Origin of the sequence: Klebsiella sp. BIGb0399, assembly GCF_003752615.1 — a bacterium.
Lineage (GTDB): Bacteria > Pseudomonadota > Gammaproteobacteria > Enterobacterales > Enterobacteriaceae > Klebsiella > Klebsiella lignicola.
Genome location: NZ_RKHT01000005.1, coordinates 453,038 through 465,836 on the forward strand (window position 1 = coordinate 453,038; position 12,799 = coordinate 465,836).

At 55.0% G+C, this 12,799-nt stretch carries 13 protein-coding genes; 8 read left to right on the forward strand and 5 right to left on the reverse strand.

Annotated features, from left to right (window positions below):
- Positions 1 to 118: 118 nt before the first annotated feature.
- The 3 genes from cysB (at position 119) to acnA (ending at position 4,566) form a co-directional block, all read left to right on the forward strand.
- Entirely contained in the window at positions 119 to 1,093 is a 975-nt protein-coding gene (cysB, locus tag EDF82_RS02495) for an HTH-type transcriptional regulator CysB (protein ID WP_004861036.1), read from the forward strand.
- A 243-nt stretch (positions 1,094 to 1,336) separates the two neighbouring features.
- A complete protein-coding gene (locus EDF82_RS02500) occupies positions 1,337 to 1,504 on the forward strand; it encodes a YmiA family putative membrane protein (RefSeq protein WP_123754040.1) in 168 nt (55 codons plus the stop codon).
- 389 nt (positions 1,505 to 1,893) lie between these two features.
- Positions 1,894 to 4,566 (forward strand): aconitate hydratase AcnA, encoded by a 2,673-nt coding sequence (acnA, locus tag EDF82_RS02505; protein WP_123754041.1) that lies wholly within the window; start codon positions 1,894 to 1,896, stop codon positions 4,564 to 4,566.
- Between the two features lie 52 nt (positions 4,567 to 4,618).
- On the opposite strand, the gene ribA is transcribed toward acnA, so the two are convergent.
- A complete protein-coding gene (gene ribA / locus EDF82_RS02510) occupies positions 4,619 to 5,209 on the reverse strand; it encodes a GTP cyclohydrolase II (RefSeq protein ID WP_123754042.1) in 591 nt (196 codons plus the stop codon).
- Positions 5,210 to 5,372: 163 nt separating this feature from the next.
- Here ribA and pgpB point away from each other — a divergent pair, with 163 nt between their 5' ends.
- The 5 genes from pgpB (at position 5,373) to yciH (ending at position 9,024) form a co-directional block, all read left to right on the forward strand.
- The gene (gene pgpB / locus EDF82_RS02515; RefSeq protein WP_123754043.1) at positions 5,373 to 6,140 is read left to right on the forward strand and encodes a phosphatidylglycerophosphatase B; all 768 of its coding nucleotides are present in this window, start codon (positions 5,373 to 5,375) and stop codon (positions 6,138 to 6,140) included.
- Between the two features lie 135 nt (positions 6,141 to 6,275).
- Positions 6,276 to 6,584, forward strand: coding sequence for a LapA family protein (locus EDF82_RS02520; protein ID WP_123754044.1), 309 nt, complete (start codon positions 6,276 to 6,278; stop codon positions 6,582 to 6,584).
- Between the two features lie 6 nt (positions 6,585 to 6,590).
- The gene (gene lapB / locus EDF82_RS02525; protein WP_123754045.1) at positions 6,591 to 7,760 is read left to right on the forward strand and encodes a lipopolysaccharide assembly protein LapB; all 1,170 of its coding nucleotides are present in this window, start codon (positions 6,591 to 6,593) and stop codon (positions 7,758 to 7,760) included.
- Between the two features lie 203 nt (positions 7,761 to 7,963).
- Positions 7,964 to 8,698, forward strand: coding sequence for an orotidine-5'-phosphate decarboxylase (pyrF, locus tag EDF82_RS02530; RefSeq protein WP_123754046.1), 735 nt, complete (start codon positions 7,964 to 7,966; stop codon positions 8,696 to 8,698).
- Entirely contained in the window at positions 8,698 to 9,024 is a 327-nt protein-coding gene (gene yciH / locus EDF82_RS02535; protein WP_123754047.1) for a stress response translation initiation inhibitor YciH, read from the forward strand. Before pyrF ends, yciH begins: the two co-directional genes overlap by 1 nt.
- Before the next feature lie 95 nt (positions 9,025 to 9,119).
- Here yciH and osmB read toward each other — a convergent pair whose 3' ends face one another.
- From osmB to EDF82_RS02560, 4 genes are all read right to left on the reverse strand, one after another.
- Complete coding sequence (gene osmB, locus EDF82_RS02540) at positions 9,120 to 9,338, reverse strand: osmotically-inducible lipoprotein OsmB (RefSeq protein WP_123755455.1); 219 nt, start codon at positions 9,336 to 9,338, stop codon at positions 9,120 to 9,122.
- 303 nt (positions 9,339 to 9,641) lie between these two features.
- Positions 9,642 to 10,391, reverse strand: a complete 750-nt coding sequence (locus tag EDF82_RS02550) for a DNA-binding transcriptional regulator YciT (protein ID WP_123754049.1) — start codon at positions 10,389 to 10,391, stop codon at positions 9,642 to 9,644.
- 71 nt (positions 10,392 to 10,462) lie between these two features.
- Positions 10,463 to 10,645, reverse strand: a complete 183-nt coding sequence (locus EDF82_RS02555) for a hypothetical protein (protein ID WP_123754050.1) — start codon at positions 10,643 to 10,645, stop codon at positions 10,463 to 10,465.
- A 174-nt stretch (positions 10,646 to 10,819) separates the two neighbouring features.
- Positions 10,820 to 12,754 (reverse strand): exoribonuclease II, encoded by a 1,935-nt coding sequence (locus EDF82_RS02560; RefSeq protein ID WP_123754051.1) that lies wholly within the window; start codon positions 12,752 to 12,754, stop codon positions 10,820 to 10,822.
- Between the last annotated feature and the right edge of the window lie 45 nt (positions 12,755 to 12,799).

A 12,799-nucleotide genomic window follows, 5' to 3' on the forward strand; every position in this document is an offset into this window, starting at 1 on the left:
TGCCTGATGGCGATATCACTGCAACCCGCAGGGATCGTCCTGGCGTGCAACAGACCTCAATCGATTGAAACGTTCATGTATCAAGCTGGCTCATTTTACGCGTTAACGGATATCAGCCATGAAATTACAGCAGCTCCGCTACATCGTTGAGGTGGTTAACCATAATCTGAACGTCTCTTCTACTGCCGAAGGCCTGTATACCTCGCAGCCCGGCATCAGTAAGCAGGTTCGGATGCTGGAAGATGAACTTGGCATTCAGATTTTTGCCCGTAGCGGCAAACACTTAACTCAGGTCACTCCTGCCGGCCAGGAGATCATCCGTATTGCACGCGAAGTGCTGTCCAAGGTTGATGCGATTAAATCGGTGGCCGGCGAACATACCTGGCCCGACAAAGGCTCATTGTACGTGGCCACCACCCACACCCAGGCCCGCTATGCGCTCCCTGGCGTGATTAAGGGCTTTATTGAACGTTATCCTCGAGTCTCTCTGCATATGCATCAGGGCTCGCCGACGCAGATTGCTGAAGCGGTCTCAAAGGGCAATGCCGATTTCGCCATCGCCACCGAAGCGCTGCATCTGTACGATGACCTGGTGATGCTACCGTGCTACCACTGGAATCGCTCGATCGTGGTGACGCCGGAACATCCGCTGGCCTCCCGAGGCTCGGTGACGATTGAAGAGCTGGCGCAATACCCGCTGGTGACCTACACCTTTGGCTTTACCGGCCGCTCCGAACTGGATACCGCGTTTAACCGTGCCGGGCTGACGCCGCGTATCGTCTTCACCGCCACCGATGCCGATGTCATCAAAACCTATGTGCGTCTGGGCCTTGGCGTCGGGGTGATTGCCAGCATGGCGGTTGATCCGGTCTCCGATCCGGATCTCGTCAAGCTGGATGCTAACGGCATCTTCAGCCACAGCACCACCAAAATAGGCTTCCGTCGCAGCACCTTCCTGCGTAGCTATATGTATGATTTTATTCAACGTTTTGCGCCGCATTTGACGCGTGATGTGGTTGATACGGCGGTGGCTTTACGTTCGAATGAAGACATTGAGGCGATGTTTAAAGATATTAAACTGCCGGAAAAGTGAGAGCACTGCATATCTGGCATCCCCGGGTGGGATGCCAAATCCTATAATGGCCCTTAATTACATTTGTAAACGTCGTCTAAATCACAAAAATCATTATTTCTATTAACACGAATGCAAATATACCCGGTGGGGTCAAAATAATAATCAAAGATAATAGGAGAAATCAGAATTCACTGGATTAATTTATTATCTCTAATTAAGCTTTAACTGTACCTGATAATTTTAGCGATTGGTGGTGATAAAATGATTAGTGATATCGATTATATGAAGTTGGCGATGTCACAGGAAAGTGACAAAACGGAGATTGATCCTGTGTTGAGGAGTCGGGCCTGGAGCGCCGTACTCATCGGGTTAGCGATGTTCTGGAGTATCATCGCGCTCGTCGTCTGTAACGTTTGGATCATCAGCTGAGCGTACATTTTCTGGAAGGCGGTATGTTTCATTTTTATGACAGCGAAATCGTGAGAAATTATTTTAGTTAATAACCCGCGGCGACAAGGAGGATATATTTCGCGACCACAAGTTTTAAACAATCATCCCTTCTGTTGAACTAATCGTCAGACACCTGGCGATTAGTTCTTTCTGTACTCATGTACTAATACGATTCCCTCAGACATATTCCTTTCTATCAATTTCATTCGACAATATACCCTGTCTTTATTCAGGTTTTTTGTTTTTAGCGCTTTTGCCGATTTTAGCAATTTGGGTTGTTATCAAAGTGTTATGGCTGGGATGTGTTATCTTTATTATTAACCCTGAGGAGATTCAGGGCATGCCATCCCTGCAATAAAGGAGGAGCTATGTCGTCAACCCTACGAGCAGCCAGTAAGGATACGCTACAGGTCAAAAATAAAACCTACCATTACTACAGCTTACCGCTGGCCGCTAAACAACTGGGCGATCTGACCCGTCTACCCAAATCGCTCAAAGTACTGCTGGAAAACCTGCTGCGCTGGCAGGACGGTGACTCCGTGACCGCCGAAGACATTCAGGCCCTCGCGGGCTGGCTTGAACATGCGCATGCTGACCGGGAGATTGCCTATCGTCCTGCGCGCGTGTTGATGCAAGATTTTACCGGCGTCCCGGCAGTGGTCGATTTAGCCGCCATGCGTGAAGCGGTAAAACGGTTGGGAGGAGATACGGCGAAGGTTAATCCGCTGTCGCCCGTTGATCTGGTGATTGACCACTCGGTGACGGTCGACCGCTTTGGCCATCAGTCGGCGTTCGAAGAGAACGTCCGCCTTGAAATGGAACGCAACCACGAACGGTATGTGTTCCTGCGCTGGGGGCAGCAGGCCTTCAGCCGCTTCAGCGTCGTGCCGCCGGGCACCGGTATTTGCCACCAGGTTAACCTCGAATACCTCGGGAAAGCGGTCTGGAGCGAAGAACAAAACGGCGAGTGGCTCGCCTGGCCTGACACCCTGGTGGGAACCGACTCGCATACCACGATGATCAACGGGTTGGGGGTACTCGGCTGGGGCGTCGGCGGTATTGAAGCGGAAGCCGCAATGTTAGGACAGCCGGTCTCCATGTTGATCCCGGATGTGGTGGGCTTTAAGCTCAGCGGTAAACTGCGCGAAGGGATCACCGCCACCGACCTGGTGCTGACGGTAACCCAGATGCTGCGCCAGCATGGCGTGGTTGGTAAGTTTGTCGAATTCTATGGTGATGGTCTGGATTCACTGCCGCTGGCGGACCGCGCTACCATCGCCAATATGGCGCCTGAATACGGGGCGACCTGCGGTTTCTTCCCGATCGACGCCGTCACCCTGAGCTACATGCGCCTGAGTGGCCGCAGCGACGAGCAGGTGGCGCTGGTGGAAGCCTATGCCAAAGCGCAGGGCATGTGGCGCCAGTCTGGGGATGAGCCGGTCTTCACCAGCACGCTGGCGTTGGATATGGCTTCGGTGGAAGCCAGCCTGGCAGGGCCGAAGCGGCCGCAGGATCGCGTGGCGCTGGGCGATGTACCCAAGGCATTCGCCGCCAGCAGCGAGCTGGAAGTCAATCGGGCACAAAACGCTCGTCAGCCGGTAGACTATACGCTGAACGGACACCATTACGCTTTGCCGGACGGTGCAGTGGCCATTGCCGCCATTACGTCGTGCACCAATACCTCCAACCCCAGCGTGCTGATGGCGGCCGGTCTGCTGGCGAAAAAAGCGGTGGAACTGGGCCTCAAACCACAGCCGTGGGTCAAAGCATCGCTGGCGCCGGGGTCCAAAGTGGTCTCGGATTACCTGGCGCATGCCGGACTGACGCCGTACCTCGATGCGCTTGGTTTTAACCTCGTCGGTTATGGCTGCACCACCTGCATCGGTAACTCCGGGCCGCTGCCAGAACCGATCGAAGAGGCCATCAAAAAAGGTGATTTAACCGTCGGCGCGGTGCTGTCGGGTAACCGTAACTTTGAAGGGCGCATTCATCCGCTGGTGAAAACCAACTGGCTGGCGTCGCCGCCGCTGGTGGTGGCCTATGCGCTGGCCGGGAATATGAACATCAACCTGACGAGCGACCCGCTGGGTACCAGTAAAGAGGGGCAGCCGGTCTATCTGAAAGATATCTGGCCGAGCGGCCATGAGATTGCTCGGGCGGTGGAGCAGGTCTCGACCGAGATGTTCCACAAAGAGTACGCGGAGGTGTTTGAAGGTACTGCGGAGTGGAAAGCGATTGAGGTCGAACGCTCCGACACCTATGACTGGCAGGAAGACTCCACCTACATTCGCCTGTCGCCCTTTTTTGATGACATGGGGGTACAGCCGAAGCCGGTGGAAGATATTCACGGGGCGCGCATTCTGGCGATGCTCGGGGACTCGGTCACTACCGACCATATTTCCCCTGCCGGGAGTATCAAAGCCGACAGCCCGGCCGGGCGCTATTTGCAAGAGCACGGCGTGGCGCGCGCGGACTTTAACTCCTACGGCTCCCGTCGCGGTAACCACGAAGTGATGATGCGCGGTACTTTTGCCAACATCCGTATTCGCAACGAAATGGTACCGGGCGTTGAGGGGGGGATGACCCGCCACCTGCCGGGCAGCGAACCAATCGCTATCTATGACGCGGCGATGCAGTATAAACGCGAGGGCGTACCGCTGGCGGTGGTCGCCGGGAAAGAGTACGGCTCCGGCTCCAGCCGCGACTGGGCAGCTAAAGGACCGCGTCTGCTGGGCGTGCGGGTGGTGATTGCCGAGTCCTTCGAGCGTATTCACCGTTCTAACCTGATTGGGATGGGGATCCTGCCGCTGGAGTTCCCGCAGGGCGTCACGCGCAAAACGCTGGGCCTCAGTGGTGAAGAGCAGATCGACATCGGCAATCTTCAGGCGCTACAGCCTGGTGCAACGGTTGAGGTGGTCTTAACGCGCGCGGACGGCAGGCGGGAAGTGCTTGACTGCCGCTGCCGCATCGATACCGCCACAGAGCTCACCTACTATCAGAATGACGGCATTCTGCATTATGTGATCCGCAATATGCTGTAAATGTTGTAAAAAAAGGGCCAGCAATCGCTGGCCCTGAATCTTTTCAGACACCTTACTTATTCAGCAGGTGACCCATCTTCGCGGCTTTCGTATCCAGATAATGGGCATTCTTCGGATTGCGGCCGACAATCAGCGGCACGCGCTCGACGATATTGATACCGGCTTCGGTCAGGATTTCGACCTTCTTCGGGTTGTTGGTCAGCAGACGAACCTGGTCAACATGCAGAAGTTTGAACATATCGGCACACAGCGTGAAATCGCGCTCATCGGCGGCAAAACCCAGCTGATGGTTCGCTTCTACGGTGTCGTAGCCCTGATCCTGTAACGCATAGGCGCGGATCTTATTCAGCAGACCGATATTACGGCCTTCCTGACGATGGTACAGCAGAATGCCGCGTCCCTCTTCGGCAATATGCGACAGGGCCGCTTCCAGCTGAAAACCACAATCACAACGCAGACTAAAAAGGGCATCGCCCGTTAAGCACTCAGAGTGTACGCGAGCCAGGACGGGCTGCTGGCCCGAAATGTCGCCGAATACCAGTGCGACATGGTCCTGCCCGGTTGCCAGTTCTTCAAATCCCACCATCAGGAAATCGCCCCAGGGGGTTGGCAGTTTGGCTTCTGCCACACGTTTAAGCTGCATGTGATTCTCCAGATTTTGTCAGCACCTGAATGTGCTTTCTGTTTGCCGCTATTTTGCCACAATGCCGTGACGTTCTCCTAATTACGCACGGCTGCCTGCGCGTAAAGCGCACAAACGAACCACTTTCCGTTATGATAGTCGAAAGATGAAATAAGGAGATAAGATGCTGTCGATAGCCAGACGAACTGCCGTTGCGGCGACACTGCTCATTGTTATGCCCGCCGTGGTCTGGATATCCGGATGGAAGTGGCAGCCCGGACTGCATGGTGCCGAACTCAAACTGCTGTACTGGGTGACCGAGAGCGTGACCCAGCCGTGGGGAATTATCACCCATACGCTGTTATGCGGCTGGTTCCTGTGGTGTCTGCGTTTTCGCCTGCGCGCGGCCGTGGTGCTGTTTATGATACTGGCGGCGGCAATATTGCTGGGGCAAGGCATTAAATCCTGGATTAAAGAGCAGGCGCAGGAACCGCGCCCGTATGTGGTCTGGTTAGAAAAGAGCCAACAGGTGCCCGTCGATCAATTCTACGCGTTAAAACGCAAAGAACGCGCTAAACTGGTGCATGAACAGCTGGCGCAGCAGCAGGATATTCCTAAATTCCTGCGTAAGCACTGGCAAAAAGAAACCGGGTTTGCGTTCCCTTCCGGCCACACCATGTTTGCCGCCAGCTGGGCGCTGCTCGGCGTGGGGCTGCTGTGGCCGCGTCGGCGTTGGTTGACCATGGCCGTTCTGCTGACGTGGGCAACGGCGGTGATGGGCAGCCGCCTGGCGCTGGGTATGCACTGGCCGCAGGACCTGATTGTTGCAACGCTTATCTCGTGGTTGCTGGTGACGCTGGCGACCTGGCTCACGCAGCGGCTGTGCGGTCCGCTTACGCCACCGGGCGAAGAGGCCCAGGATATTAAGAAACGGGCGATAAAACAGGAATAGCGTTGATTTTCGCGCCAGCCGGACACATATCCTGACAGGGTGTCATGCTTTTCCATTTCACCACTGCAGCGAAAATGATACTTTATAGGGCTGAATGCGGGATTTTTTCGCTCAACCCACAAAACGGGAAGTAGTGTGAAATATTTACTTATTTTCTTACTGGTACTCGCCATCTTCGTCATCTCGGTGACGCTGGGCGCGCAAAATGATCAACAGGTCACCTTCAACTATCTGCTTGCGCAGGGTGAATTCCGTATTTCAACGTTGCTGGCGGTCCTTTTCGCCGCAGGTTTTGCGATTGGCTGGCTGATTTGCGGCCTTTTCTGGCTGCGGGTACGCGTTTCCCTGGTTCGCGCTGAACGTAAAATTAAGCGTCTCGAACATCAAATTGCTCCTGCCAGCACCACGCTGGCTGGCGCAGCCGTTCCTGCGCTGAAGGAATAATCATTTATGCTGGAGTTGTTGTTTCTGCTTTTGCCCGTTGCCGCTGCTTATGGATGGTATATGGGGCGCAGAAGTGCACAACAGTCCAAACAGGACGATGCGAGCCGCCTGTCACGTGATTACGTGACCGGGGTGAACTTCCTGTTGAGCAATCAGCAGGATAAAGCCGTGGATCTGTTCCTCGACATGCTGAAAGAGGACACCGGCACCGTTGAGGCCCACCTGACGCTGGGTAACCTGTTCCGCTCCCGCGGCGAGGTTGACCGGGCAATTCGTATTCACCAGAGCCTGATGGAAAGCGCCTCGCTGACCTACGACCAGCGACTGCTGGCCGTGCAGCAGCTTGGTCGCGACTACATGGCCGCCGGCCTCTACGACCGCGCGGAAGATATGTTCAAGCAGCTGGTAGACGAGACCGATTTTCGCCTTGGCGCGTTGCAGCAGTTGCTGCAAATCTATCAGGCCACCAGCGACTGGCAGTCTGCTATTGATGTCGCCGAACGGCTGGTTAAGCTCGGCAAAGAAAAACACCGGGGCGATATCGCCAACTTCTGGTGTGAGCTGGCGCTGCAGCAGATGGCAAACAGCGATATGGACAAAGCCATGACGCTGCTGAAGAAAGGCGCAGCGGCTGACCGCAACAGCGCCCGGGTATCGATAATGATGGGCCGGGTGTGGATGGAGAAGGGCGACTACGCTAAAGCGGTAGAAAGCCTCGAGCGGGTCATCAATCAGGATAAAGAGCTGGTGGGGGAAACCCTCGATATGCTGCAGACCTGCTACCAGCAGCTGGGGAAACTCGACGAGTGGGAGCAGTTCTTACGCCGCTGTGCCGATGAAAACACCGGCGCCACCGCCGAGCTGATGCTGGCGCAAATTCTTGAGCAGCGGGAAGGGATCGAGTCTGCGCAAAACTATGTGACCCGCCAGCTGGAGCGTCATCCGACTATGCGGGTGTTCCACAAGCTGATGGACTATCACCTCAATGAAGCCGAAGAAGGGCGCGCGAAAGAGAGCCTCGGCGTGCTGCGCAATATGGTGGGTGAGCAGGTGCGCAGTAAACCGCGCTATCGCTGCCAGAAATGTGGCTTCACCGCCCATACGCTCTACTGGCACTGCCCGTCCTGCCGCTCATGGTCAACCATTAAACCGATTCGCGGCCTCGACGGACAATAACCGTCGCAAGGTCTAAAAAAAGTCGCGTTTTAGTTACAACATACTAATGAGTTTATCGCGTTTCACCACTTCAGCGCCGCAGACAGCCTCGTCTGGCAGGGGATAAAAGCAGCCTGTCAATTTGCCGATATCGCAGGTAGAATGCTGCCCGTTTACCTTTTTTGCGCCAGACGGCGCCTATCAACAATTAAGGTCTGGTCACGATGTCTACTGCTACCTCTTCTCCTCGCGTTGTTACATCCTCTCCGGTTGTTGTTGCGCTCGATTATGATAACCGCGACAAAGCGCTGGCATTTGTTGACCTTATCGACCCGCGCGATTGCCGCCTGAAGGTGGGCAAAGAGATGTTTACGCTGCTGGGGCCGCAGTTTGTTCGCGATCTGCATCAGCGTGGCTTCGAGGTGTTCCTCGATCTGAAATTCCATGATATCCCGAACACCACCGCTCGTGCTGTGGCAGCGGCGGCAGAGCTTGGCGTCTGGATGGTTAACGTGCATGCCTCCGGCGGCGCGCGGATGATGACCGCGGCGCGTGAAGCGCTGCTGCCGTTTGGTAACGATGCGCCACTGCTGATTGCCGTAACCGTACTGACCAGTATGGAAGCCTGCGACCTGCAGGATCTCGGGATCACGTTATCGCCTGCCGATCATGCAGCGAAGCTGGCGGCATTAACCCAGCGCTGTGGTCTGGATGGCGTGGTGTGCTCGGCGCAAGAAGCGGTGCGCTTCAAGCAGGAGCTGGGCCAGGCATTTAAGCTGGTCACGCCGGGTATCCGTCCGCAGGGCAGCGACGCGGGCGATCAGCGTCGTATTATGACCCCGGAACAGGCACAGGAAGCCGGCGTTGACTATATGGTTATCGGTCGTCCGGTCACCCAGTCTGCGGACCCGGCTGCGACCTTACGCAGCATCAATGCATCACTGCACAAGGGGGCATAATGAGCGATTCTAATAGCCGGCTGGTCTATTCGACCGACAGCGGCCGCATCGATGAACCCAAGGCGGTGGTGGAACGTCCGAAAGGTGACGGCGTGGTACGCATTCAGCGCCAGACCAGCGGCCGTAAAGGTAAGGGCGTATGCCTGATCACCGGAATCGACCTCGATGATGATGCGCTGGCGAAACTGGCCGCTGAGCTGAAAAAGAAATGCGGCTGCGGCGGTTCAGTTAAGGACGGTGTTATTGAGATTCAGGGAGATAAGCGGGATCTGCTGAAATCGCTGCTGGAAGCCAAAGGCATGAAAGTAAAACTGGCGGGCGGTTAATATGACAAGGCCACGGTAAATACCGTGGCCTTGATACTTTCAGGTGCGTAAGTCTGATGAAGTAAATTATTTTTATTGGTTGTTCAGTTTAAAACTTATTTGCCAACCTGGTGGCCGATAATCCCACCGACAGCCGCGCCACCCAGAGTCCCCAGGGTGCTACCATCGGTTAATACTGCGCCACCAATTGCGCCCGCACCCGCACCAATAGCGGTATTACGATCGCGTTTAGACCAGTTAGAGCAAGCGCTCAGAGACATTGCGACGGTGATAGCCAGTACTGCGGCAGCCATTTTTTTGCTCGTTGAAGTCATCATAATTTTTCTCCTGAATAATCTATTCATGGATCCAACTTCCCTTAAATCATAGCGTGATGCTCAGGCTTAAGGGCTATTCCATGAAACTTAAGTTGCGCAGGTGTTACTTTAATCACGCGGGTGATAGTCACTTCCTGTTATATCGCTAACATTAATTCTACTTTTTTTAAATTTTACCGGCAGGTAAAAACTCTTAATTGCCGGCTCGGAAAACTCTCAGATAGGCCGCGTGGCGCCTGCGCCCACGATGGTGGGCGGCGGAAGGAGAAGCGAAAGGAGAAGGGGATGACTGGGGAGAAATCAGCTGCAGCTGACGATATCAACGGTTAAACCATTGGCCGCCAGCTGCTGGCGTGCATCGTCACTCAGGTTTTCATCGGTAATCAGGCGGCTAAAGAGCGTCGTCGGCCCGAGCGGATACGGATGCACCACGCTGAACTTCGAACTGTCGCTCAACACAATGGCTTCACATCCTTTCGCCAGCACCGCGTTGACCACATCGGCGCGCATCATATCTTTCCCGGTAAAACCGGTTTCCGGCTGCCAGCCATCAATACCGATAAAGGCCTTGCTGAAATGCACCTGCTGGATAAATTGCCGGGTCAGGGGGCCGACCATGCTTTCGCTGCGTTTCTGGTACAGTCCGCCGAGCAGAATTACTTCGCCAGGGGTCTCCTTCAGCAGATGGGCAATATAGCTGCTGACGGTAATGATGGTGATATCCCCGCGCTCAGCCAGCGTACGGGCCAGCAGGGCGTTACAGCTGCCGTTTTCGATAAACACCGTCTCTCCGGCATTGACCAGGCTGGCGGCCCGGCTGGCGAGCTCTCGCTTGATAGAGAAGTAGGTCATCATGCGGGTTTCGACATCTTCACTGTCCAACGGAACGGCGAAACCGTGAGTCCGGCGCAGATAGCTCTGCTTTTCCAGTAAATTTAAATCCTGGCGAATCGTAACTTCGGAAACACCGGTCATTTTGGCGAGATCGGCCACGCTCATGCGGCCTTTATCGATGACCATTTGCAAAATACTTTGTTGTCGGGCGTTCATAGCAACATCGCAGTTAGAGGGCTATTTTGCCGACAATCGACTCCAGCGGGCGATTGTGGCGAGATGGACGTTCAGATTTCCCAGGGTGCTTTTGGCTGGCCGGGCTTTGTTTCCGCTTGATCGTCAGTGAGCGCCTGAAGCTCCGCTTTCAGGATCTCCAGATTGTGGATCGCAGAGTGATAATCTCCAGCAACCAGAATATCCAGCACGGTATCGATGCGTTGGGCGAGCAGGCGGGCATTCAATTCAGACATAGCATTATCCTGGTGACAAAAACGAATGAAATCAATGATGCAAAAAACGGATGAAAAAGAGAAGTGAAAAAATAGCACAACATAAATCATTCGAGCATAAATGGCGGAGAAATGCGGTCAAATGAGGTGATAAAAAGAGCGGCCCCTGGGTTCAGGAGCCGCTGAGGCGTGCTATCAGGCGAACGGACGCGCGATGACGCTGCGGGTTTCCATGCGAACTTCAGCAATCTTGACGTCGATAACATCAGTCACCTTGTAGACGGTCTCACCTTTGATCTGGACGGTGCCGTTTTCCTGGCTGCAGACCAGCTCATCGCGGACGGCGTGCAGGAACGGCGCCGGGATAAAGGCGACGGCGCCGTTATCCACCAGACGTACGCGCATACCGCCACGGCTGATATCAATGATTTCAGCGGCAAAACGGGTATCGGTCCCCGCCTGCGGATTCAGATAACGGGCATACAGCCAGTCACCGACATCGCGCTCGGCCATGCGGTTCAGGCGACGACGCTCGGCCATCTGAACGGCAACTTCATCCTGCGGACGAGAGGCACTTTCACCTTTGATAATCGCTTTCAGCAGACGATGGTTAATCATGTCGCCATACTTACGAATCGGTGAAGTCCAGGTGGCATAGGCTTCCAGGCCAAGGCCGAAGTGCGGGCCTGGCTCGGTGCTGATCTCTGCGTAGGACTGGAAACGACGAATGCGGCTGTCGAGGAAGCCTGATGGTTGGGCATCCAGTTCGCGACGCAGTTTACAGAAGCCGTCGAGGGTCAGGACTTCGACCGGATCAACATGCACGTCATGCGTTTTCAGCAGTGCTGCCAGCTGCTCGGTGTTCGCCGGATCAAAACCGGTATGAACGTTATAAACACCAAAGCCCAGCTTGTCGCGCAGGACACGAGCGGCGCAGATGTTGGCGGCAATCATTGACTCTTCGACGATGCGGTTGGCGATGCGGCGCGGTTCGGCCACGATATCCAGCACTTCGCCTTTTTCACCCAGCACGAAACGGTAGTCCGGGCGGTCTTTGAACACCAGCGCATGGGTCTGACGCCATTGGCTGCGGCGCAGGCAGACATCCTGCAGCAGGTTAATCTGCTGTGCGATAGCGTCGCTTTCTGGCTGCCAGCTGCCGGTTTTTTCCAGCCAGTCGGAGACGTTGTCATAAGCCAGCTTCGCTTTTGACTCGATGGTAGCGGCGAAGAATTCAATATCATCTTCGATAGTACCGTCGGCGGCCAGCGTCATGCGGCAGGCCAGAACCGGGCGCACAACCTGGGGGCGCAGCGAGCACAGGTCGTCAGACAGTTCACGCGGCAGCATCGGGATATTGAAGCCCGGCAGATAGTTGGTGAACGCGCGGATTTTTGCGGTCTGATCCAGCTTGCTACCTTCAGCAATCCAGGCGGTCGGATCGGCAATCGCGACGGTCAGGTGCAGTTTGCCGTCGTCGGCTGTCTCGACATACAGCGCATCATCCATATCTTCGGTGCTGGCGCTGTCGATGGTGACGAAGTCCAGCGCCGTTAAATCGCGACGTTCCAGACCTTCATCCTGCATCTCGGTGGCGACGCCATCCGGGGCTTCTTTTTCCAGATTATGGCGTGCCAGCGTGACCCACCAGGGAACGAAATGATCGTCACTGAAGGTAATGAACTGGGTTAATTCCGCGTAAAAACCACGGTCGCCTTTCAGCGGATGACGGCGCATTTCTGCAACGGCCCAGTCACCCTGTTGAAAATCATGGCTCACGCTACGGTCGGCGCGGCAAGGGATAGCGTCTTTCAGCAGCGGATGATCGGGAACAATCGACAGGCGGTCATCTTTCTTATGCACTTTACCGACGAAACGCGTCAGGAAAGGCTCAATCAATGTTTCCGGCTCAGCGCTTTCGCGCTCTTTTTCAGTGTGGATCACGGCGCTGATACGGTCGCCATGCATCACTTTTTTCATTTGCGGCGGCGGAATAAAGTAGCTTTTCTGCGCATCAACTTCGAGGAAGCCAAAGCCTTTTTCCGTACCCTTTACGACCCCTTCAACACGAGGAGTCTGAGAATGCAGTTGCTGTTTAAGCTGCGCGAGCAGCGGGTTGTCCTGAAACATAATTAGGTATTTTCGTGGCTAAAAGAGCGGCTGACATTTTTACGC